Below are 20,276 nucleotides of genomic sequence, written 5' to 3' on the forward strand. Positions count from 1 at the left end.
CTTCAAAATGCTCAATCGCGACGAGGACATTCTGCAGGCCGCCGAGAACTGGCAGAAGGCCGGCCACGGCGTGGCGCTGGCGACCGTGGTCGAGACCTGGGGCTCGGCGCCCCGGCCGGCCGGCTCCAGCCTCGTCATCAACGATGACGGCACGTTCTTGGGCTCCGTCTCCGGCGGCTGCGTCGAGGGCGCGGTCGTCACCGAGGCGCTGGACGTGATCGCCAGCGGCAAGCCAAAAATGCTGGAATTCGGCGTCGCCGACGAAACCGCCTGGAATGTCGGCCTGTCCTGCGGCGGCACCATCCGCGTCTTCGTAGAGAAGGTGGGCCAGTCGTGAAACTGGAAACTCTCACACAGGTAAATACTGAGCGCGCCGCGCGCCGGCCCGTCATCGTGATCACCGATACCGCCAATGGCGAGCAGCGGCTGGTGAAGGCCGAGGACATCGCTGTCGATCCGCTGGGCGCCGAACTTGCCAAGCAGCTCCGCATGGGCAAGAGCGGCATGATCGAGAGCGGCGGCAAAAAACTGTTTCTCAACGTCTACGCGCCGACCGCGCGGCTCGTCATCGTCGGCGCGGTTCATATCAGCCAGGCCTTGGCGCCGCTGGCGCGCTCGCTCGATTACGACGTGACGGTGGTCGATCCGCGCACGGCCTTTGCGAGCCCCGAGCGTTTTCCCGACGTGCCGCTGATCGCGGAGTGGCCCGACGTGGCGCTGCCGCCGCTCAATATCGATCATTACACGGCGTTCGTCGCGCTGACGCACGATCCCAAGATCGACGATCCGGCGCTGCTGCATGCCTTTGAACGCGGCTGCTTCTATATCGGCGCGCTCGGCTCGCGAAAGACCCATGCCAAGCGCGCCGAACGCTTGAAAGCGCAGGGCGCGGCGGACGCCGATATCGCGCGCATCCATGCGCCGATCGGCCTTTCCATCGGCGCGGTGTCGCCGTCGGAGATCGCGGTCGCGATCATGGCCGAGATCACCGCCGAGCTGCGGTTGCCGAAAGAAACCGCGAAGGTACAGGCGGCATGAAGTTCGGTCCCGCCAGTCCGGAAGACGCGATTGGCGGCGTCACCGTGCATACGCTGCGGCAGGGGTCGCTGGTGCTGAAGAAAGGCACCACGATCGGTTCCGCCGAGGTCGAGGCGCTCAACAAGGCCGGGGTCAAGGAAATCGTCGTGGTGCGGCTGGAGGCGGGTGACGTCTCCGAAGACGAAGCCGCTGCCAGCATTGCGCAGGCCGTTGCCGGCGAGGGCGTCAATGTCGAGCGCGCCTTTACCGGCCGCTCCAATCTGTTCGCCGCACAGGCCGGCGTGCTGGTGGTCGATCGCGCCGCGGTCGACCGCATCAACGGTGTCGACGAAGCCATCACCTTTGCAACGCTCGCGGCTTTCAAGCCGGTGGTCGAAGGCGAGATGATCGCGACCGTCAAACTCATTCCGTTCGGCGTCGAAGCGAAGCTGCGTGATGCGGCCGTTAATGTCGCTGGCAAGGGCACACTGCGGATTGCGCCTTATGTCATCAAGAAGGTCGGCGTGGTTTCGACCCTGTTGCCGGGGCTTTCGCCAAAGGTGATCGACAAGACCCTGCGGGTGACGGCGGAGCGGCTGGCGCCCGCCGGTGCCAGCATCATTGCCGAGCGCCGCGTGCCGCACGATGAGGCTGATCTCGCGGCATCGATCAAGGAATTGCTCGGCCTCGGCGCTGAGCTGGTGATCGTGTTCGGCGCCTCCGCGATCGCCGACCGCCGCGACGTGATCCCGGCCGCGATCACCGAGATCGGCGGCGCGATCGAGCATTTCGGCATGCCGGTAGATCCCGGCAATCTGCTGCTGATCGGCAGCGCCGGCGGCGTGCCGGTATTGGGCGCGCCGGGCTGCGCGCGCTCGCCGGTCGAAAACGGCTTTGACTGGGTGCTGATGCGGCTTCTCGCCGGCTTGAAAGTCACGCGCGCCGAGTTGACCGGCATGGGCGTCGGCGGCCTGTTGATGGAAATCGTCACGCGGCCGCAGCCGCGCACCGTTGCCGACACCGAAGCCAACCGCAACGTCACGGCAATCGTGCTCGCCGCCGGGCGCTCGACCCGGATGGGCGGTCCCAACAAGCTGCTCGCCGAAATCGACGGCAAGAAGCTGGTGCGGATCGTGGCCGAGCAGGCGCTGGCGTCGAAGGCGACCGAGGTGATCGTCGTCACCGGCCATCAGGCCGATCTCGTCGAACAGGCGCTGGCCGGGCTGAATGTAAAGTTCGTCCGCAATCCGGATTTCGCCGGCGGGCTCGCTTCTTCCGTCAAGGCCGGCATCGCGGCAGTGACAGAAAACGCCGACGGCGCCGTCGTCTGTCTCGGCGACATGCCGCTGATCTCCGCAAAACTGATCGACCAGTTGATCGAAACCTTCGCGCCGGACCGCGGCCATCTGATCGCCGTCCCCGTCAGCGACGGCCGCCGCGGCAATCCCGTGCTGTGGTCGCGGCGTTTCTTTAAAGAATTGATGACGCTGGACGGCGATGTCGGCGCCCGCCATCTGATCGCCAAGCACACTGAGGCCGTCGCCGAAGTCCCGGTCGATGGTCAGAGCGCGTTTCTCGATATCGACACGCCGCAGGCGCTGGAAGCCGCGCGAGGATTGTAGGGTGGGCAAAGGCGCACTTGCGCCGTGCCCACCATCTCTCCCGTTCGCTGATCTATGGTGGGCACGCTGCGCTTTGCCCACCCTACAAAGCTACGAAGCTTCCGTTCACCAAATTTAAAACTCCCCGCGGCTAGATTCTTCCCCGTTACCTCGGGGGAGGGGCATTTGATCGTTTCGACCGTGGCGGCACAGCGCCGCGCGCTCTTTATTCTTGCGCTGACGCTGATACTGGGCGTCTCGGGCTTCATCACGAGGGCATGGGCGGCGGGCGCGTTCGCCGTCGGCAAGTGCGGCGCTTACGGCCAGGCCTATGACTATCCGGCCGAGGCCGCCGCGCGTGCCGCGGCGCTGAAACAGTGCAAGGGCAACTGCACCGCGCTCACCATGAATCGGGCCTGCGCCGCGCTCGCGGTCGATATGACCAATCCGTGCGGTCCCCACGGCTATGCCGTAAAATCCAAAATTTCGAGCTCGCTCAACGCCGCGACAAAGAAGTGCTACGAATTCGGCGGCAAGGAATGCGTCATCCGCGCCTGGGCCTGCGACGCCAAGGGGTGAACTTGCTCACCTGACGCAGTCTTCCGCTTCGGAAATATTGGCGCTACGCTTGGCGCGAACAGTCCCAATCCCGTCATCGGCGCAAATCAATCATGCAATTCGACACCAAGATCGCGGTCATCATCCGGACCGACCTCGAACCGTGGCAAAAACTCAACGTCGCTTCGTTCCTGGCCGGCGGCATTGCCGCAGCCTTTCCCGAATGTATCGGCGAGCCCTATGGCGACGCGTCGGGCACGAAATATCTGTCGCTGATCGGCCAGCCGATCCTGATCTACGGCGCTGACCGCGTCGCACTCACCCGCGCGCTCGAACGGGCGCTGGCGCGAAACGTCACGCCCGCGGTCTATACCGAGGACATGTTCAAGACCACGCACGACGCCGCCAACCGCGAGGTGGTCAGGGCCGTGATCCGCGCCGAGCTCAACCTGGTTGGCCTCGCGATGCGCGCCGAGCGCAAGGTGATCGACAAGATCGTCGACGGGCTGAAGTTTCACAGCTAGGCGTTTTCGAGCAACGCCTGAGTTATTGGCTTGGCATTGCGCCAGGGCTGGTCTCGTTGAAAGAGGTAATAGAATAGCGAGCGACCTCAAGGCAGGCACTGCGATCCACCTACCAAGTCAGCTGCATCTACCCGATTAACCCGGCTGCGCAATTTCAAAGAAGAACCGAGGAACATCTGCGGTAACAGGCTTGTTCGTTCGTCGGGGCAGCACGAGGAGGCTACCATGAGGACACCTCAGCTCTCCGCATTAATGTTAGCTGTTCTTACCTTCAGCGCCGGCGCCGCGGAACCTCAGAAGCTGTGGGAGGCGAGTGGCTTCAAGAACCCCGAATCGGCGGTATTCGACCCAGCTGCGGGGGCCGTCTATGTTTCGAACGTCAACGGCGATCCGATGAAAAAGGATGGCAACGGCTTCGTTTCAAAGCTCGGGCCGGATGGAAAGGTCGTAACAATCGAGTGGGCCAAGGGACTCGACAGTCCGACCGGGCTCGCGCTTGCCAATGGCAAGCTGTACGTCGCAGATGTGGACCGCATTGCGGAAATCGACCTCGCCAAGGGCGAAGTCCTGAACCGGTTCGAGGCACCCGGATCGAAGTTCTTGAACGATCTCGCGGCTGACAAGAGTGGACGGATTTACGCTTCCGATATGGTGTCAAACAGCATTTGGGTGCTCGACGGCGGCAAGCTGTCTCTCCTGTTGCAGGATGACGCGCTCGAAAATCCGAACGGGCTCCTCGTCGAGGACGGCCGGCTTGTGGTCGCGTCGTGGGGCAAGATGGCCCCGGACTTCTCAACGAAGGTGCCCGGCCGCATGAAGGCGGTCGATCTCGCGACGAAGAAAGTGTCCGATCTAGGTAGCTCGACACCAGTCGGTAATCTCGACGGCGTCGAACCCGATGGTAAGGGCGGCTATCTTGTCACCGATTGGATGACCGGCGGGCTGCTCCGCATCGCGAGCAATGGCACAGCGACGCGCCTCCTTCCGCTCGCGAAGGGGAGCGCCGATCTCGGGATCGGGCCGGATGGCATCGTCATCATCCCGATGATGATGGATGGCACTGTTGTTGCTTACAGGGTCGATACACGCTGAGAATAGGAGTGCGCCTGGCCTGAGCCGGGCGTGGCTTCTGATGAAGTGCGCCGCTTCGGCCACGACTTTCTCCTGTCATCACGAACGCCGAAGGATGCACCCGCGATCGAAAAATGAATGCGCACAGCAATATTGCGGCGCCGAGTACGGCGGGACGCGACAAGCGCATCGGCAATTGCGTGATGGCGGTGTTTCGCGCTCCGGTGGCCTATGGCGGCGTTCCGAACGATGCGTTCGCGCTCGGGGAGCGCATAGTCATGCACCTGCCAGCGATGTACGGCTACCGTCTCTCCTTTGGCGCATCGAATGCGAGGGCTTGAACCTTTTTCGCCGCGCATAGACAAAGTGAGCGGCTGGGAGCGGTGCTCTGCGCCTGACCGCCGCGCCAAGAGCGAACATGCTTTGCTTTCGGCGCCGCGTGTCATTGGCGCCAGTTGGAGGATCAGCCATGGCGAACGTCATTGAAATCGCAAAGGCCACAGTTGCCGCATACAACAACAAGAACTGGAATGAGATGAGAGACTTGTTGGCTGCCGACGCCGTGTATGACGAAAAGGCAACGAGCCGTCGCCTGGAGGGCTCGGGTCAGATCATCGAAGCCCTCCAAGGCTGGGCCCAGGCCTTCCCGGACTCCAAGGGTACATTCATACGTGAGTTTGCCAGCAACGATACTGCCATCTTGGAACTCGTATGGAAGGGCGTTCACACCGGGCCGCTGCAAACGCCGACCGGTGCCATCCCGGCATCGAACAGGCCGATCGAAGTGCCAGCTTGCGAGGTCTTCCGGGTCGAAGGCGGAAAGGTCAGGAGTGCGACGCACTATTTCGATATGCTCACGTTGCTGAACCAGATCGGCGTGACGGGAGCTGCAACGCCTTCAAAGAGTGCGGCATAGACATAAAATAGAGTAACTGCGAACACAGCAGAAACCCGCCGGTTCATCCCGGCGGGCTCGCTCTCTGACAATGCGATTGTCGCTGATCGGCCAGCCGATCCCGATCTACGGCGCCGACCGCCCGGCGCTGTCCCGCGCGCTGGCCCGCAACCTCACGCCAGCGGTCTATACCGAGGACATGTTCAAGACCACGCATGACGCCGCCAACCGCGAGGTGGTCAAGGCCGTGATCCGAGCCGAGCTCAATCTGGTCAGGCTCGCCGGTGCTCGCCGAGCGCAAGGTGATTGACAAGATCGTCGAAGTTTCACAGCTAGCGCGTGGGGCCGATAAATTCAAAACGGCCGGCCGACGTCCGCTTTGAAGGCCTCGTGCAACGATGTGAGCAGGCATGATCAGGAAGGCCGAGGAACGAGACGCGTCCAGTCTGGCTGCGGTGGGCATCGAAGTCTGGGTGAATACGTATCTCCGGGATGGCGTCAGTCCGTTATTCGCAGACTATGTGCTTTCGGAATTCACGGCGCAGAAGTTTCGCAACTCGATCGTCGATCCCGATCTGGCGATCTGGGTATCGGAGAACCGGACGGGAATTGACGGCTTTGTGACGGTTTGTTCGACGGCCGCGCCGCCGCTGGCCGATTGTTCGCCGATGGAAATCACCACCCTGTATGTTCAACCGAGGCACCAGGCGGGCGGAAAGGGCGGCGCGCTGTTGCGTCATGCCCTGGACCACTGCAGGAACATGGGCGGCGAAAACGTCTGGCTGAAGGTCGAAGCCAAAAACCACCGGGCCATCGACTTCTATCTCCGGCATGGTTTTACCAGGATCGGCTCCACGGATTTTGTGATCGGCGATCAGGCTTACGAAAACCATGTGATGAGAACGAACCTTCGGCATCCCGTTGACTGACCTGCGAAGGCGCGGGCTACGAACTCGCCATCTTGCGGCACGGCTGCAAAACGCAAATACTCCCCCTAGTTGGATTCCCGGAGGGGAGTTCGGCCAAGAAAGCCCGGGGGCGGGCAACAAGGGAGAAGACGTCATGGCGCGGGAAACGAGCGGCAGTGCGGCTGATGGCAATGGGTTCGATACCAGCCGGCGCAGATTTTTGGGCAGTTCAGGTCTTGTGGTACTGGGCGCGGCAATCGGCGGCGGTCTGCCGCTGTCGCGCAACGGCATAGGCATTCCGGAGGCCCACGCGCAGGTCGCCGCGCCGGCCGCGGCCAAGGGCCCGCAATATCTGAAATTCCCCGGCAAGAACGAAGGCCTCGTCGTGCTTGGCGAAAAGCCGCTGGTTGCCGAGACGCCGGAAAGCCTGCTCGACGACGACACCACGCCGATCGAAAAATTCTATATCCGCAACAACGGGCAGATCCCCGAGGAGACCAAGGATCCCGACGCCTGGAAGATCACCATCGACGGCGAGGTCAACAACAAGATCGAGGTCACGCTCGGCGAGTTGAAATCGAAGTACAAGGCGGTGACGCGCCGCATGGTGCTGGAGTGCGGCGGCAATGGCCGGGCGGCGTTCTCGCCGCCGGCGCGCGGCAACCAGTGGACCAACGGCGGGGCAGGGTGCGCGGAATGGACCGGCGTGCCGCTCGCCGACCTGCTCAAGAAGGCCGGCCTCAAGCCATCAGCGAAATACACCGCGCATTATGCGGCCGACCTGCATCTGTCGGGCGATGCCGGCAAGCCGACCATCTCGCGCGGCGTGCGGCTGGAGAAGGCGATGGACCCGAACACGTTGATCGTATGGGCCATGAATGGCAAGCCGCTGCCGAACATTCATGGCGGGCCGGTGCGTTTGGTTGTGCCGGGCTGGGCGGGTTCGGCCTCGCAAAAATGGCTGACGCGCATCACCATCCGCGACCGCGAGCATGACGGCCCCGGCATGACGGAGTTTTCCTATCGGCTCGCGATCAAGCCGATGGTGCCCGGCGGCAAGGCCGATCCGGCGAATTTCCGCATTCTGGAGTCGATGCCGGTGCGCTCCATCATCACCAATCCCGCGAACGGCGCCAAGTTCGCCGCCGGCACCAAGGAGCTGAAACTGCGCGGCGCCTCCTGGGCCGGCGATCTCACTGTCAAGCAGGTGGATGTCTCGACCGATTTCGGCGCGAGCTGGCAGCGCACCACGCTGGAAAAGCCGAAGAACAAATATGACTGGCAGCGCTGGACCGCGACCATCAAGCTGCCGAGCGACGGCTATTTCGAGGTCTGGGCCCGCGCCACCGATTCCAGGGGCGCGATGCAGCCGCATCAGGCCGGCTTCTGGAATCCGCAAGGCTATGGCGGCAACGCCATGCACCGCATCGCCGTGCTGGTCGGATGATGCGGCGTTTTGCGTGGCTCGCTTTGGCCGGCATGCTCTTGATAGCGCCGGCCATGGCGCAAACGGGCTTCACGCCGCGCGACGAAAGCCCGGAGGAGTTCGCCGCGGGCGCCGGTCGCGACGAGACCTTCTACGCCTGCACCGCCTGCCACGGTTTTAGGCTGGTGGCGCAGCAGGGCATGACGCGCGCGCAGTGGGAGGATTCGATCAACCTGATGATCCGCCGCCACAACATGCCGCCGCTCGACGACAAGGACCGCGAAAGGGTGCTGACCTATCTCGAGACGGCCTATCCGCCGCGCGCGCCGGCGGGCCGGGGAGGCTGGGTGAACCCATTTGCGAAGTGAATGCCCGGATATCTGGCTATGCTCTTGACGCAGCCGCGCGCCCGGCCAGAATAGCCGGCGGCTTGCGCCGGGAGGCGGTGATATGAGGTTTTTGATTACTGCGCAGGATACGGCGGGAAACGTGACCCTCAACCGGGGGTCGGTTCCGGCTGCGTTGAAGAAAGCCGCGGAACTGATATCGGACGGCTGCTGGAACGTCGAAATCGTAACGCCCGATGGGGCCACCTATCAGCCCGGCGAGTTCGATCAGTTGAGAGACCGGGTCGGCGCCGCGGGCCCCGACAGGTCGCTGACGACGCTATAGCAGACATCTATTTTTCAGCGCCCAATGTCAGCTATTTGATGCGCGGGCACGCAGGTCCGTACCGAAACGTGCGTCGGCTTCTTGACGCACTCTGCTCGTCCTCACTCTGTTCGTCCTGCTGAGTTGCCAGGAATTACCCCTCCAGGGTAAATCCAACCCGCAAGGTTACCTGGTAATGGCGCACGGATCCATCTTCGATGTGGCCTCTCGTTTGCACCACTTCGAACCATTTCATGGAGCGAACGGTCTTTGATGCGCGGGTTATGGCGTTCTGAATGGCATCTTCGATGCTTTTCTCGGAGGATCCGACGAGGTCCAGGATCTTGTAAACGTGATCCTTCATTTCGGTGTTTGGCATGGCGAAGCTCCGTTGGAATGTCAGCGGGGCAATCTGGGTTCACCGCCTCCGCTGTGGCGTTTGATCCGACTGTGAGCCAACTCCATGCCCTCATCCGAGTTCCGACGACTTAGTTATGATGGGCGAGGGCCACATGATGTGAAGTCCACTTCGGCTCTGGAATGGACACGCGCAACGGTCACGCGACGTCCGCTCGTTTCCAGAGCGGAAGTCACGCTGCGCCCGGGCGTGATCGTGGTCTGCGATATCAGACAGCGCCAAGCCTTGCCGAAATCGAAGAACCGCCGCTACCGCACCGCGATCGGCGACACCGTCGAGCCCGAGCCGCCCTGAATCTTGAGCGGCTGCATCACGAAGGCGAACTCGCCGACGCCCTTTTGCGCGAGCTCGTCGAGCTTGAGGTTCTCCAGCAGATGGATGCCGTTCACCACGAGCGCGACCTGGTGCACCGGAAGCGACAATTGCTTGTCGGGGTTGGGCGCGACCTCGACCGGCCAGTTGTCGGCGCCGAGCAGCATCGGGTCCTTTGCGGCAAGCCAGAGCGCGGCCGGCACGCCGATGCCCGGGCAGGATTTCACGTAGCGAGGATTGTCCTTGCCGTAGAGCTTGCCCCAGCCGGTGTGGATGATGACGGCGTCGCCGGGCTGCAGCGTCAGGTTCTGCTTCTTCAGGGCGCCCTCGAGATCTTCCACCGTGATTTCGTAATTGTCGCCCAGCATCTCGACGCCCTTGAAGCCCGCAACGTCGATCAGGACGCCGCGCGTGAACAGCGTGCCCACATTATGGATACCGAACTTCTTGAAGCCGGTGCGATCTGAGTTCTCGTCGACCTTCTGGCAATTGTACCAGCTGTTGAGATGGGTCTGGTGCGCAAAGCCGTCGAACTGGGTGCCGACCTGGCCGAGCTCGGTGATGATGATCTCCTCGTTCGAGCCGCGCATGTTGGAGAACTGGTTCATGAAGGTGCGCTTGGTGTGCATGTCGAAGCGCCGCGTTCCGAAGAACGCCATGCTGGGGCCGAGCACGTGCGCGAGTTCGATCACCTCGCCGGTCTTGATCAGCTTCGCGGCGTTCATCACGGCCGCGGGCTTCTGATGATTACCCGAGCCGCGCTCGTCGGCCGCGCCCCATTTCGACGGACAGCGCTGGCTTTCTGCCGGAACGGTCCAGCTTGGTGCCTGCGCGTAAGCGGCGGTGGAAAACGCAAGCGCGATCGTCGCACCCAATGTGAATGCTTTCATCTGCAGTCCTCCCAAGAGAGGGCGCTCTGGAGACGGCGCCCTGGGACAAATAATGCTGATGCCATCGGGGCGGTTTCAAGTCCGACAAGGTGCCTGGGACGACGTGCCACCGGCAGTTGCGGCGGTGCGGCGAGGTTTTGGTGTAAGGCGACAGCACACCAAATTTGCTCGGTTTCGCGCTTCCACGCACGTCTCGAAGTTCGTTATGATGGGGGTCGAATGGTCCCGGAAGGCGCCTTGCCCCCGCGCCAATGGATTCGCAATTCAAGGGAGTGAGCACATCATGAAACGCCGTACGTTCCTCAAAGGCAGCGCCCTGGCCGGCGCGACGGCGCTGGTTGCGGCGCCTGCGATCGCGCAAGGTGCGCCCGAGATCAAGTGGCGTCTGACCTCGAGCTTTCCAAAATCGCTCGATACCATCTTCGGCACGGCGCAGACCTTTGCGAAATACGTGGCTGACGCCACCGACAACAAGTTTCAGATCCAGACGTTTGCGGCAGGCGAGATCGTGCCCGGCCTGCAGGCGCTCGATGCCGTGAGCTCGGCGACCGTCGAGATGGCGCAAACGCCGCTCTATTTCTACATCGGCAAGGAGCCGGCGCTCACCTATGCGACCGGCGCGCCGTTCGGCATGAACCATCGCCATCAGCATTCCTGGTGGTCGTTCGGCGGCGGCGCCGAACTCTGCAACGAGGCGCTGAAACCCTTCAAGACGCATGCGATCCTGTGCGGCAACTCCGGCACGCAGATGGGCGGCTGGTTTCGCAAGGAGATCAAGACACCCGAGGATCTCCAGGGCCTTAAGTTCCGCATCGCGGGCATGGGCGGGCATGTGCTCGCCAAATTGGGGATCGTGCCGCAGCAGATCGCGGGCGGTGAGGTCTATTCGGCGCTCGAGAAGGGATCGATCGATGCCGCGGAGTTCGTCGGTCCCTATGACGACGAGAAGCTCGGCTTCTACAAGGTGGCGAAGTACTACTACTTCCCCGGCTGGTGGGAAGGCGGCGCCATGTTGCACATGATCGTCAACGAAGAGAAGTGGAATGCGCTTCCCAAGCAATACCAGGCGGTCCTCAACCAGGCCGGTTCGGCCGCGGGCGCGTGGATGATCGAAAAATACGACAGCGTAAACCCTGCCGCCCTGAAGCGGCTTGTCGCCGGCGGGGCGGAGCTGCGCGCGTTCCCGCAGCCGGTCTTGGAGGCCTGCTACAAGGCAACCCAGGACCATCTGAACGAAATTGCCGAGAAGAGCGCGCTGTTCAAGAAGACCAAGGAGAGCCACGACGCGTATATGAAGGAAGTGCTGTTCTACACGCAGATCGCGGAAAACTACTACGACAACTTCCTGCTCAGCAAAATGCGCAAGGGCTGAAGCGCGCGTCATCGATGTTCGATCGCCGGGGGCCACCGTGAACAACATGCCGCGCGTTTCGGTGGCCGCCATATTCGCTCTGGTGGCGGCATGTGTCGTGACGTTGATATCGACGGCCGCGCTTGGGGCTTGCAAGACGACGCTGCACGGAGAACTCGTGGCGTATGACGATCCAAAGCAACGCTTTCCCGTCGTTCCCCAGAAATGGCTATCCTTTTGGCTCGGTGAAATCGTGCAAGAGAACGGCTACACCGTGGAGAAGAGCTTTCAGTCGTTTAGCTTCCTAAATGCCAAGACGACGTTTCCCATTCCGTTCGCGCTAAGTATCGATTCGCCAAAAGACTGCCCAAAGGAACTTAATCTCCATGTGACCGGCTCCGACCGCCTCGGCTTTCACTATGAATTTCCGCTGAACGGCTCGAAAAAAATCAACCTTGAGAAGTTTGAGCGTATTCGCGTTGGTCCGCCGAGTTTCTGAATGCATGAAAACTTTCAAGCATTTTCCTGCTGGCTCGGCGGCCTTTCAAATGTCCAGCAAGTGTAGGCCGGATGAGCCGACGGGTCGCACGAATGCGCGACCCGTTGGCTCATCCGGCTACCTGCTGAAGTTTCACAGCCGGCGCGTGGACCGATAAATTCGGAGCAGCCGGCGATGAACCCTACATTCCAATAAATCCACGCAGCTTTTTGACCGTTTCAGCGGCGTCCTCGGCTTCCTCGGTCGTCAGGACGATGATTTCGCCGGTACGCTCGTGCAAGACGCTGTGATGGATGGCCGCGCCTGAAAGGCCGTCGACGTTCGACTTCACCGCGATGTCGTCGATATTGGAGAGCGGGAATTCGACAGGCTTTCTGTTCCACAGCAGTATTTTTTGCTGCAGCGTGGCCTTGCCGGAATCCTTGTCGAGCGTAAGCGTCGTTGAGCCTGCTTTCAAGACGAGCTTGCGCGGAGCTTCTTCGATACTAGCCATGGCAGGTCCCCTCGCTGGTTCCCTACATTCACATGTCAGATATCGGGTGATGCACCGATAGACGGTTGTATCGCCGGAAATTTTCGCAGGGTTTATGCGCCGTGTCGAGCGACAAATTGACGCCAGCGCCAGACGTACGTCGTTGGCTGCTTCCGGCATGGTCTGCCGACGATCGCGCCAGCCGACATTTGCCGGGACGTTGAATCAACCGGCCATCCCGGCTTCACTCGACGAGTTTCCAATATGAGTCTTTTCGAAGCACTTTGCCGTCGCGGAAGGTGTAGAAGTCGCAACCTTGGACTTCCAGCTTCTTGCCATCCCGACCGGTGCCGGTGAGGCACCATTTCGAAATGCCGGTTTGAGATTCCGAATCCACGAAATGCTCGGCGTTCCCGTAATGGACGTCGGGCAGTCCTTCAAAACGCGCAGCCAGCCCTTGCCGCACATTCTGCTTGCCCTCAAAACGGGAGCCATACGGCTTATTCCCCCTTGGCATCTCCAGAACGCAATCATCAGCAAAGAAACTCATGATCCGATCCAGATCGTGCGCGTTAAACGCATCACATATCTCTATTAGCTTGGCTCGAATATCCATCTGCGCCTCGCTCGACTTCAACACACCGCTATTTCGGCAGGCTAACGCTTCATAACTCAGTCAATCACGTCATCCTGGCGCGGACCACGCTTTGGGGCGAGGCCTCGAACGACGCGGTCAAGGAATCCCGGATTGCGCTCCGCTCCATCCGGGCTACGTGGCTGTATCAACGTCATTGCGAGCGCAGCGAAGCAATCCATAGAGCAGCGTGCGGAGGCGTGGATTGCTTCGCTGCGCTCGCAATGACGTGGATGGGCCGCGGTGTGCCGGGACCCCCGCATGTGTGGGGTATGGCGCGCCTTTGGCGAGGCGCAAGATCCTCCGAACCGGCAGCGCGACCAAGTTTCACCGGCGTCGGTCACGCCCATGTGAAACCTGCTTTTTCATCTCGAATTGACAATGACTGACTAGTCAGTCATATTGTGACCATGGCGGAAACGAGCAATAAGACCTCCAGGAAAACCGGCCTGAAAGCAGCCCCGAAACCCGCCAATCGCCGGGCCGGGAAGGCGGCATCGGCCGTTCCGGCGTCGCCCAAGCCCACCTCCAACCGCGCCGAACGCGCGGCCGAGCGGCGCGGGGCCATTATCGAGGCGGCGATGGACGAATTCATCGCGCGCGGGTTTGCCGCGACGCGGCTGGACGACGTCGCCAAGCGGGCCGGTGTCGCCAAGGGCACGATCTATCTGCACTTCAAGGACAAGGAATCGATGTTCGAGGAGCTGATCCGCACCGCCATCGTGCCGATGATCAACCGCCTCTGGAGCACGCCACCGCAGCCCGGGGCGTCGGTACGCGACATGGTGGAGGGCTTTGCCAAAACCTTCATCGAGGAGGTGGCGACCACGCGCCGCGGCGACCTCGTGCGCTTGATCGTGGCCGAAGGCCCGCGATTTCCTGAAGTGGCCGACTTCTATTACCGCGAAGTGGTGTCGCGAGGCCTCGGCGGCATGCGCGCGCTGATCGAACTCGGCATCGCGCGCGGCGAGATCAAACAGAAAAACCTGGCGCGGTTTCCGCAAATCATGGTGGCGCCCGCGCTGATCGCCGTGATCTGGCAGAGCCTTTTCAGCAGACATGCGCCACTGGACGCCCTCGAAATGTTTCGGGTGCATCTCGATCTGATTTTTGGCGAACGGAGGACGACATGACTTCGTCGCGAATGACGGCAATTCTGGCTGCGCTGGCCCTCGCCGCCGTGCTTGCGGGCTGCACGGAGCGCAAAGACCCGGGCTTCCAGGGCTGGGTCGAGGCCGACATGATCTTCGTCAGCCCGGATGAAAGCGGCCGCGTGACCAGGCTCAACGTGCGCGAGGGCGACGAGGTGAAGCCCGGAATGCTGCTATATACGGTCGACGACGACCTGCAGCAGGCCGACCTCAATCAGAACAAGGCCACGCTCGCCAATGCGCAGCAGACCTTCGATCGCGCGGCGTCGCTGAGCAAGACCGGCTCCGGCACGCAGGCCAATCTGGATTCGGCGACCTCGGCGTTGCGGGTGGCGGAAGCCCGCGTCAACACCTCGCAGACCCGGCTGGCGCGGCGCAGCGGCTTTGCGCCGGTCGGCGGCACCATCCAGCAGATCTATTTCCGCGAAGGCGAAATGGTGCCCGAGCGGCGGCCGGTCTTGTCGATCATGCCGCCCGGCAACATGAAGCTGCGCTTCTTCGTGCCGGAAGCGGAATTGCCAAAGCTGTCGATCGGCGACGAAGTGAAGGTGACCTGCGACAATTGCGCGGCCGACCTCACGGCAAAGATCTATTTCATCGCGACGACCGCCGAGTACACCCCGCCGGTCATCTACAGCCTCGATGAGCGCAACAAGCTGGTCTACCTGATCCAGGCGCGGCCGAGCCGGCCTGACGTCCTGCGCGTCGGCCAGCCGATCAGCGTGTTTCTCAACCCTCGAACGCCAATGGCGGACAAGCGATGAGTCCGGCTCCCGCATCAGGCCCCGACATCGCCATCAACGTCGAGGGCCTGTCAAAATCATTCGGCGGCCGCGAGGTCGTGCATGACCTTTCGATGCAGGTGAAGCGCGGCTCGATCTATGGCTTCCTTGGGCCCAACGGGTCCGGCAAGACCACCACCATCCGCATGCTGTGCGGCCTGCTGACGCCGGATGCGGGCGAGGGCACCTGCCTCGGCTACGACATCCGCCGCGACGCCGACAAGATCAAGCGCCAGGTCGGCTATATGACGCAGCGCTTCAGCCTGTATCAGGATCTCTCGGTGCGCGAGAACCTCGAATTCGTCGCGCGGCTCTACGGCATGCGCGACGCGCGGGGGGCCGCACGCGACATGATCCGGCGGATCGGACTGAACGGCCGTGAGGAGCAACTCGCCGGCGAGCTTTCCGGCGGCTGGAAGCAACGGCTGGCGCTCGGCGCCTGCACGCTGCCCAATCCGCGATTGCTGCTGCTGGACGAGCCGACCGCCGGCGTCGACCCCAAGGCGCGGCGCGATTTCTGGAACGAGATCCACGCGCTCGCCGCCGACGGGCTGACGGTTTTGGTCTCGACCCATTACATGGACGAGGCCGAGCGCTGTCACGAGATCGCCTATATCGCCTATGGCCATTTGCTGGCGCACGGCACGGTGGACGAGGTGATCGCGAAATCGGCGTTGTCGACCTGGACGGTCTCCGGCGACGACCTCAACGGGCTTGCGGCCGAACTCGCAGGCAAGCCCGGTATCGACATGGTGGCGCCGTTCGGCACCAGCCTGCACGTCTCGGGGCGCGACAAGTCGGCGCTCGAGGCGACCATTGCTCCCTATCGCAATACGAGGGGATGGCAGTGGCAGGATAGCGAGCCGTCGCTGGAAGACGTGTTCATCGATCTCATGACCCGCTCAAAGGACAATTTCCAATGAGTGCGACCGAAGCTGTTCATCCCGTGAACGAGGCGAGGGAGCCGGCCTTCGGCTTCTGGCGCCGCAGCTATGCGATGCTGGTCAAGGAGTTCATCCAGCTCCGCCGCGACCGCGTCTCGTTCGCGATGATCGTGATGATCCCGGTGATGCAGCTATTGCTGTTCGGCTATGCCATCAACACCACGCCGCGCCATCTGCCGACGGCGGTATTGATCCAGGAGGACAGCGATCTGGCGCGTTCGGTGCTGAAGGCGATGGAGAATACCAGCTACTTCCGCTTCACCCGCGAAGTGCACAGCGTCGCCGAATTCGACGATCTGCTGCAGTCCGGCAAGGTGCTGTTCGGCGTGGAGATCCCGCGCGGCTTCGAGCGTGCGGTGCGGCGCGGCGACAAGCCGGCGCTGCTGGTTGCGGCGGATGCGACCGATCCGGTCGCATCCGGCACGGCGCTCGGAACGCTCGGCGTCGTCGTGCAGACCGCGCTCGCGCACGACCTCCACATCGGCGATCCGCCCGCGATGCCGTTCGAGATCAGGGCGCATGCCCGCTACAACCCGGCGGCCGAGTCGCGGCTCAACATCGTGCCGGGCCTCGTCGGCACCATCCTGACCATGACCATGCTGATCTTCACGGCGCTGTCGGTGACGCGCGAAATCGAACGCGGCACCATGGAAAGCCTGCTGTCGATGCCGATCAAGCCGGTGGAGGTGATGTTCGGCAAGATCATTCCCTACGTGATCGTTGGCTTCATCCAGGCAACACTGATCGTCAGCATCGGCGTCCTGCTGTTCGGGGTGCCGATCCTCGGCAGTGTTACACTACTCGCGGCGCTGACGACGCTGTTCATCACAACCAATTTGTCGATCGGCTACACCTTCTCCACCATCGTGCAGAACCAGTTGCAGGCGATGCAGATGTCGATGATGTTCTTCCTGCCCAGCATTCTGTTGTCCGGGTTCATGTTTCCGTTCGCAGGCATGCCGGTCTGGGCGCAGTATCTCGGCGAGGCTCTGCCGCTGACCCACTACATCCGCATCGTCCGCGCCATCATGCTGAAGGGCGCCGCGCCTTCCAACCTGCAATACGATACGATTGCACTCATTGCACTGATGCTGATCGCGATGACGATCGCCGTAACACGCTTCCGTCGCACGCTCGATTGAGGCATATACTTCGCAGTCATTCCGGGGCGCCTCGAAGAGGCGAACTATGATGTGCTATTGCACATCTGAGTATCTCGAGATTCCGGGTTCACGCTTTCGCGTGCCCCGGAATGACAAGGGGCAATAATGCTGGGATTCCGGGGCAAAAAGAAAAACGACCAAGACACCGGCGTGTCGGCCGACTTCCAGCGCGCGCTGATGCAGGAAGTGATGACGACCGAGCTGTTGCGGATCAAGGCGCTGATCGCAACCACCGCGCTGCTCGCCGTCATCCTCGGGACCGTCTACTTCTTCGCGTCCGAGGCGGTGAGCCGCGTCTGGCATGGCAACCTGAGGCCGGAATATCTCTATTCGATCATCGTGCCGTTCATCCTGTTCGAATTGTGGGTGCATGGCCAGATCACCCGCCACATGCAGCAGGGCCGCGACCTGCCGGTGATCCGGCGCTATATCGGCGCGCTGATCGAGACCTCGATGCCGACGGTCGCGCTGGCGCTGCACATCAACAGCATGGGGTCGGTGGCCGCGCTCGGCTTCGTGACGCCGATGATCTACTTCATCTTCATCATCCTCTCTACGCTTCGGCTGGATTTCTGGCTCTCGACCTTCACCGGCGCGGTCGCCGCCGTTCAATTGTTTTGCATGGCGATGTTCTATCATCCCGCGGTCGGCGACCAGGCCGAACCCCTTTATTATCACGCCGCGCGCAGCCTGATCATTCTGATCTGCGGCGTGCTCGCTGGCGCGGTCGGACATCAATTGCGGCGGCAGTTCGAGTCGAGCATCAAGGCGGCGACCGCGCGCGACCGCATCACCAATTTGTTCGGCCAGCACGTCTCGCCGCAGGTGGTCGAACGCCTGATGGCCGAGGGCACCAAAACCAACAGCGACATCCGCCGCGTCGCTGTCATGTTCGTCGATTTCCGCAGCTTCACCGCCGGCGCGCGCACGCGCACGCCGCAGGAAGTGGTCGACCGGCTCGATGGTGCCTTCGCCGTGCTGGTCGAAATTCTCGACCGCCACGGCGGCATCGTGAACAAATTCCTGGGCGACGGATTTCTGGCGTTGTTCGGCGCACCCCTCCATGCGCCGGACCCCGCGCACAGGGCCGTTGCCGCGGCGCGCGAGATGCTGGAAGCCAATTCAAGGATCAATGAGGAGACGAGCTGGCCGCTGCGCATCGGCATCGGCATCCACATCGGCGAAGTCGTCGCCGGCAATATCGGCTCGCCGCGGCGCAAGGAATACACCGTGATCGGCGACACCGTGAATTTTGCCTCACGGCTCGAAGCGCTCAACAAGGATTTCAATTCGCAGTTCCTGATCTCGGAAGCGGTTCGCGATGCGCTCGGCGAAGCCTGCGGCGACGCCGTCTCGCTCGGCGAGGTCGAGGTCAGAGGCTATGAGCAGCCGATGGCCGTGTGGCGGTTGGGATAAGGGAGTATCGAAATGCAGCGGCGTTACATCACTGTGGACGTTTTCACCGACCGCGCCTTCGGCGGCAATCCGCTTGCTGTCGTGCTCGATGCCGGCGGGATGTCGACCGAACAGATGCAGGCGATCGCCACCGAGTTCAATTATTCGGAGACGACGTTTGTGCTGCCGCCGGCCGATCCCGCCCACGACGCACAGGTGCGCATCTTCACGGTGAACCGGGAGCTGCCGTTTGCGGGCCATCCGAATGTCGGCACCGCCTTCGTGCTGGCGACGCTGGCGGCGAAGCCGCCGGCGCGGCTGCTGTTCGAGGAGGGCGCAGGCCTCGTGCCGGTCGAGATCGTGACCGAGCAGGGCAGGGTCGTCAGCACCGAATTCACGGCGCCGCAGCCGTTGAAGCGGATGTCGCATCTTCCCGTCGAACAGGCCGCTGCCTGCCTCTCGCTGTCGGTTGGCGACGTCAGGACCGACCGGCATCCGCCGCAGATCATCTCGGTCGGGCTGGCGTTCCTGGCCGTCGAGGTCGCCTCCCGCGAGGCGCTGCGACGGGCGAGGCCCGATGCTGCGGCGTTCGCAAAAACCTTCCCGTGCGACGGCAGCGACGCCGTCTACTTTTATACGCGCGACGTACCGGCCGGCGAAAAGCCATGCGAGCTGCAGGCGCGGATGTTTCACCCCGCCGCCAGCGGACTGTCCGAAGATCCCGCGACCGGCAGCGCGACAGCGGCCTGCGCGGCGCTGCTTGCCGATCTCGATGACGTCAAGGACGGCGAATTGCGATTGAAGATCGGGCAGGGCGTCGACATGGGCCGGCCCAGCCTGCTGCTGACGCGCGTCCGCAAGAAAGATGGCGCGGTTGCTTCCATTCACGTCGGCGGCGGAAGCGTGAAGATCATGGAGGGAACGTTCCGGCTTGAGGGTATCTTGTAGCCCGGATGGAGCCAACGGGTCGCGCGAATGCGCGCCCGATGACAGGCTCCGCGTAATCCGGGGCAGGTCGATCCGCCTGCGGCACCGTTCCCGGATTGCGCTGCGCTCCATCCGGGCTACCGGCCGCGTTTTACACCTGTGGCGCGACCAGATTCTCCACCTTCACGCCGTCGCGCTCCTCGATGATCTCCGCGATCCATTGCCGGTGACAATGGGTGTGGTCGCGCTCATAACAGAGAATGCACACCGGACCCGATTGCTTCACCAGCGCCGACAGCTCATCGAGCTCCTCCTTCGCCTGGGCCGTCTTCAGATGCGCCGAATAGATCTTGTGCAGCAGGCCGAACTTTCCGCTACGCGCCGCCTCGCGGCCGCTCTTCGGCGTTCCGAGGCCCTTGAGATGCAGATAGGAAATGCCGCGCTCGTCGAGACCTGCGGCGAGTTGATTCTTCGAAAAGCCGGGCCGCCGCGAGGACGCGACCGCACGCACGTCAACCAAAAGCTTCACGCCGGCGCCCTCCAATTCGTCGAGCACCGCCTTCGAAGGCGTCTGCTCGTAACCGATCGTGAAGAGGAGGCGTTTGATCTTGCGGGCCATGTCGATCCAGACATTATGTCGCTGGCGCAAGGCTACGGTAATGGTCGATCGATTGCTACATCCGCGTT

Annotated in this window: 25 protein-coding genes and 1 pseudogene; 21 read left to right on the forward strand and 5 right to left on the reverse strand. The window is 62.4% G+C overall.

Features of this window, described 5'->3' with window-relative positions:
- Nucleotides 1-7 precede the first annotated feature (7 nt).
- From V1286_RS09580 to V1286_RS09640, 13 genes and pseudogenes are all read left to right on the forward strand, one after another.
- Nucleotides 8-337 (forward strand): XdhC family protein, encoded by a 330-nt coding sequence (locus V1286_RS09580; protein WP_025589337.1) that lies wholly within the window; start codon nt 8-10, stop codon nt 335-337.
- Complete coding sequence (locus tag V1286_RS09585; RefSeq protein ID WP_334479166.1) at nt 334-1,038, forward strand: XdhC family protein; 705 nt, start codon at nt 334-336, stop codon at nt 1,036-1,038. Before V1286_RS09580 ends, V1286_RS09585 begins: the two co-directional genes overlap by 4 nt.
- Nucleotides 1,035-2,639, forward strand: coding sequence for a molybdopterin-binding/glycosyltransferase family 2 protein (locus V1286_RS09590; protein WP_334479168.1), 1,605 nt, complete (start codon nt 1,035-1,037; stop codon nt 2,637-2,639). The genes V1286_RS09585 and V1286_RS09590 overlap by 4 nt, the downstream gene beginning before the upstream one ends.
- Before the next feature lie 168 nt (nt 2,640-2,807).
- Complete coding sequence (locus V1286_RS09595) at nt 2,808-3,197, forward strand: DUF4189 domain-containing protein (RefSeq protein ID WP_334489602.1); 390 nt, start codon at nt 2,808-2,810, stop codon at nt 3,195-3,197.
- A gap of 92 nt (nt 3,198-3,289) precedes the next feature.
- On the forward strand, nt 3,290-3,700 hold the full coding sequence (locus V1286_RS09600; RefSeq protein ID WP_334479170.1) for a DUF2000 family protein: 411 nt from the start codon (nt 3,290-3,292) through the stop codon (nt 3,698-3,700).
- Between the two features lie 225 nt (nt 3,701-3,925).
- On the forward strand, nt 3,926-4,792 hold the full coding sequence (locus V1286_RS09605; protein ID WP_334479171.1) for an SMP-30/gluconolactonase/LRE family protein: 867 nt from the start codon (nt 3,926-3,928) through the stop codon (nt 4,790-4,792).
- A 113-nt stretch (nt 4,793-4,905) separates the two neighbouring features.
- Nucleotides 4,906-5,112, forward strand: coding sequence for a hypothetical protein (locus V1286_RS09610; protein ID WP_334479173.1), 207 nt, complete (start codon nt 4,906-4,908; stop codon nt 5,110-5,112).
- Nucleotides 5,113-5,240: 128 nt separating this feature from the next.
- The gene (locus tag V1286_RS09615) at nt 5,241-5,687 is read left to right on the forward strand and encodes an ester cyclase (protein ID WP_334479175.1); all 447 of its coding nucleotides are present in this window, start codon (nt 5,241-5,243) and stop codon (nt 5,685-5,687) included.
- Nucleotides 5,688-5,766: 79 nt separating this feature from the next.
- Nucleotides 5,767-6,049, forward strand: a pseudogene (locus V1286_RS09620) (DUF2000 family protein); the annotation flags it as partial.
- A gap of 72 nt (nt 6,050-6,121) precedes the next feature.
- Nucleotides 6,122-6,595, forward strand: a complete 474-nt coding sequence (locus tag V1286_RS09625; protein WP_334479177.1) for a GNAT family N-acetyltransferase — start codon at nt 6,122-6,124, stop codon at nt 6,593-6,595.
- Between the two features lie 133 nt (nt 6,596-6,728).
- Nucleotides 6,729-8,021: a sulfite oxidase gene (locus V1286_RS09630; RefSeq protein WP_334479180.1), complete on the forward strand. Its 1,293-nt coding sequence runs from the start codon at nt 6,729-6,731 to the stop codon at nt 8,019-8,021.
- A complete protein-coding gene (locus V1286_RS09635) occupies nt 8,018-8,368 on the forward strand; it encodes a hypothetical protein (protein ID WP_334479182.1) in 351 nt (116 codons plus the stop codon). The genes V1286_RS09630 and V1286_RS09635 overlap by 4 nt, the downstream gene beginning before the upstream one ends.
- Before the next feature lie 82 nt (nt 8,369-8,450).
- Nucleotides 8,451-8,672, forward strand: a complete 222-nt coding sequence (locus V1286_RS09640) for a hypothetical protein (protein WP_334479184.1) — start codon at nt 8,451-8,453, stop codon at nt 8,670-8,672.
- Nucleotides 8,673-8,805: 133 nt separating this feature from the next.
- Here the strand turns inward: V1286_RS09640 and V1286_RS09645 are convergent, their stop codons facing one another.
- Complete coding sequence (locus tag V1286_RS09645) at nt 8,806-9,030, reverse strand: dodecin (protein ID WP_108516571.1); 225 nt, start codon at nt 9,028-9,030, stop codon at nt 8,806-8,808.
- Nucleotides 9,031-9,317: 287 nt separating this feature from the next.
- Nucleotides 9,318-10,271, reverse strand: coding sequence for a cyclase family protein (locus tag V1286_RS09650; RefSeq protein ID WP_334479187.1), 954 nt, complete (start codon nt 10,269-10,271; stop codon nt 9,318-9,320).
- A 283-nt stretch (nt 10,272-10,554) separates the two neighbouring features.
- Here V1286_RS09650 and V1286_RS09655 point away from each other — a divergent pair, with 283 nt between their 5' ends.
- Nucleotides 10,555-11,643 (forward strand): TRAP transporter substrate-binding protein, encoded by a 1,089-nt coding sequence (locus V1286_RS09655; RefSeq protein ID WP_334479189.1) that lies wholly within the window; start codon nt 10,555-10,557, stop codon nt 11,641-11,643.
- 37 nt (nt 11,644-11,680) lie between these two features.
- Nucleotides 11,681-12,121 carry a hypothetical protein gene (locus tag V1286_RS09660; RefSeq protein ID WP_334479191.1) on the forward strand — a complete coding sequence of 147 codons (441 nt, stop codon included), beginning with the start codon at nt 11,681-11,683 and terminating at the stop codon, nt 12,119-12,121.
- Between the two features lie 181 nt (nt 12,122-12,302).
- On the opposite strand, the gene V1286_RS09665 is transcribed toward V1286_RS09660, so the two are convergent.
- Together V1286_RS09665 and V1286_RS09670 are read right to left on the reverse strand one after the other, a co-directional pair.
- The gene (locus V1286_RS09665) at nt 12,303-12,614 is read right to left on the reverse strand and encodes a hypothetical protein (RefSeq protein ID WP_334479193.1); all 312 of its coding nucleotides are present in this window, start codon (nt 12,612-12,614) and stop codon (nt 12,303-12,305) included.
- Between the two features lie 223 nt (nt 12,615-12,837).
- On the reverse strand, nt 12,838-13,209 hold the full coding sequence (locus tag V1286_RS09670) for a nuclear transport factor 2 family protein (RefSeq protein ID WP_334479195.1): 372 nt from the start codon (nt 13,207-13,209) through the stop codon (nt 12,838-12,840).
- A gap of 428 nt (nt 13,210-13,637) precedes the next feature.
- Here V1286_RS09670 and V1286_RS09675 point away from each other — a divergent pair, with 428 nt between their 5' ends.
- The 6 genes from V1286_RS09675 to V1286_RS09700 all read left to right on the forward strand — a co-directional run bounded on the left by V1286_RS09675 (nt 13,638) and on the right by V1286_RS09700 (nt 19,610).
- On the forward strand, nt 13,638-14,360 hold the full coding sequence (locus tag V1286_RS09675; protein ID WP_334479197.1) for a TetR/AcrR family transcriptional regulator: 723 nt from the start codon (nt 13,638-13,640) through the stop codon (nt 14,358-14,360).
- Nucleotides 14,357-15,142 (forward strand): HlyD family secretion protein, encoded by a 786-nt coding sequence (locus V1286_RS09680; protein ID WP_334479199.1) that lies wholly within the window; start codon nt 14,357-14,359, stop codon nt 15,140-15,142. The genes V1286_RS09675 and V1286_RS09680 overlap by 4 nt, the downstream gene beginning before the upstream one ends.
- A complete protein-coding gene (locus V1286_RS09685) occupies nt 15,139-16,083 on the forward strand; it encodes an ABC transporter ATP-binding protein (protein WP_334479201.1) in 945 nt (314 codons plus the stop codon). The genes V1286_RS09680 and V1286_RS09685 overlap by 4 nt, the downstream gene beginning before the upstream one ends.
- A complete protein-coding gene (locus V1286_RS09690; protein ID WP_334479203.1) occupies nt 16,080-17,246 on the forward strand; it encodes an ABC transporter permease in 1,167 nt (388 codons plus the stop codon). The genes V1286_RS09685 and V1286_RS09690 overlap by 4 nt, the downstream gene beginning before the upstream one ends.
- Nucleotides 17,247-17,372: 126 nt before the next feature.
- Nucleotides 17,373-18,683 (forward strand): adenylate/guanylate cyclase domain-containing protein, encoded by a 1,311-nt coding sequence (locus V1286_RS09695; RefSeq protein WP_334479205.1) that lies wholly within the window; start codon nt 17,373-17,375, stop codon nt 18,681-18,683.
- Nucleotides 18,684-18,695: 12 nt separating this feature from the next.
- Nucleotides 18,696-19,610, forward strand: a complete 915-nt coding sequence (locus V1286_RS09700) for a PhzF family phenazine biosynthesis protein (RefSeq protein ID WP_334479207.1) — start codon at nt 18,696-18,698, stop codon at nt 19,608-19,610.
- Between the two features lie 130 nt (nt 19,611-19,740).
- Here the strand turns inward: V1286_RS09700 and V1286_RS09705 are convergent, their stop codons facing one another.
- The gene (locus V1286_RS09705; protein WP_334479209.1) at nt 19,741-20,208 is read right to left on the reverse strand and encodes a DUF488 domain-containing protein; all 468 of its coding nucleotides are present in this window, start codon (nt 20,206-20,208) and stop codon (nt 19,741-19,743) included.
- Nucleotides 20,209-20,276 lie beyond the last annotated feature (68 nt).

It is taken from the genome of Bradyrhizobium algeriense (genome assembly GCF_036924595.1).
Classification (GTDB): domain Bacteria; phylum Pseudomonadota; class Alphaproteobacteria; order Rhizobiales; family Xanthobacteraceae; genus Bradyrhizobium; species Bradyrhizobium algeriense.

What these genes read in the sequence shown, in the direction of transcription:
- V1286_RS09640 (WP_334479184.1), top strand. Translation starts at nt 8,451, where the DNA reads ATGAGGTTTTTGATTACTGCGCAGGATACGGCGGGAAACGTGACCCTC.
- V1286_RS09645 (WP_108516571.1), bottom strand. Translation starts at nt 9,030, where the DNA reads ATGCCAAACACCGAAATGAAGGATCACGTTTACAAGATCCTGGACCTC.
- V1286_RS09675 (WP_334479197.1), top strand. Translation starts at nt 13,638, where the DNA reads ATGGCGGAAACGAGCAATAAGACCTCCAGGAAAACCGGCCTGAAAGCA.
- V1286_RS09665 (WP_334479193.1), bottom strand. Translation starts at nt 12,614, where the DNA reads ATGGCTAGTATCGAAGAAGCTCCGCGCAAGCTCGTCTTGAAAGCAGGC.
- V1286_RS09705 (WP_334479209.1), bottom strand. Translation starts at nt 20,208, where the DNA reads ATGGCCCGCAAGATCAAACGCCTCCTCTTCACGATCGGTTACGAGCAG.
- V1286_RS09580 (WP_025589337.1), top strand. Translation starts at nt 8, where the DNA reads ATGCTCAATCGCGACGAGGACATTCTGCAGGCCGCCGAGAACTGGCAG.
- V1286_RS09680 (WP_334479199.1), top strand. Translation starts at nt 14,357, where the DNA reads ATGACTTCGTCGCGAATGACGGCAATTCTGGCTGCGCTGGCCCTCGCC.
- V1286_RS09670 (WP_334479195.1), bottom strand. Translation starts at nt 13,209, where the DNA reads ATGGATATTCGAGCCAAGCTAATAGAGATATGTGATGCGTTTAACGCG.
- V1286_RS09635 (WP_334479182.1), top strand. Translation starts at nt 8,018, where the DNA reads ATGATGCGGCGTTTTGCGTGGCTCGCTTTGGCCGGCATGCTCTTGATA.
- V1286_RS09690 (WP_334479203.1), top strand. Translation starts at nt 16,080, where the DNA reads ATGAGTGCGACCGAAGCTGTTCATCCCGTGAACGAGGCGAGGGAGCCG.
- V1286_RS09695 (WP_334479205.1), top strand. Translation starts at nt 17,373, where the DNA reads ATGCTGGGATTCCGGGGCAAAAAGAAAAACGACCAAGACACCGGCGTG.
- V1286_RS09655 (WP_334479189.1), top strand. Translation starts at nt 10,555, where the DNA reads ATGAAACGCCGTACGTTCCTCAAAGGCAGCGCCCTGGCCGGCGCGACG.
- V1286_RS09650 (WP_334479187.1), bottom strand. Translation starts at nt 10,271, where the DNA reads ATGAAAGCATTCACATTGGGTGCGACGATCGCGCTTGCGTTTTCCACC.
- V1286_RS09610 (WP_334479173.1), top strand. Translation starts at nt 4,906, where the DNA reads ATGAATGCGCACAGCAATATTGCGGCGCCGAGTACGGCGGGACGCGAC.
- V1286_RS09630 (WP_334479180.1), top strand. Translation starts at nt 6,729, where the DNA reads ATGGCGCGGGAAACGAGCGGCAGTGCGGCTGATGGCAATGGGTTCGAT.
- V1286_RS09615 (WP_334479175.1), top strand. Translation starts at nt 5,241, where the DNA reads ATGGCGAACGTCATTGAAATCGCAAAGGCCACAGTTGCCGCATACAAC.
- V1286_RS09600 (WP_334479170.1), top strand. Translation starts at nt 3,290, where the DNA reads ATGCAATTCGACACCAAGATCGCGGTCATCATCCGGACCGACCTCGAA.
- V1286_RS09605 (WP_334479171.1), top strand. Translation starts at nt 3,926, where the DNA reads ATGAGGACACCTCAGCTCTCCGCATTAATGTTAGCTGTTCTTACCTTC.
- V1286_RS09685 (WP_334479201.1), top strand. Translation starts at nt 15,139, where the DNA reads ATGAGTCCGGCTCCCGCATCAGGCCCCGACATCGCCATCAACGTCGAG.
- V1286_RS09700 (WP_334479207.1), top strand. Translation starts at nt 18,696, where the DNA reads ATGCAGCGGCGTTACATCACTGTGGACGTTTTCACCGACCGCGCCTTC.
- V1286_RS09590 (WP_334479168.1), top strand. Translation starts at nt 1,035, where the DNA reads ATGAAGTTCGGTCCCGCCAGTCCGGAAGACGCGATTGGCGGCGTCACC.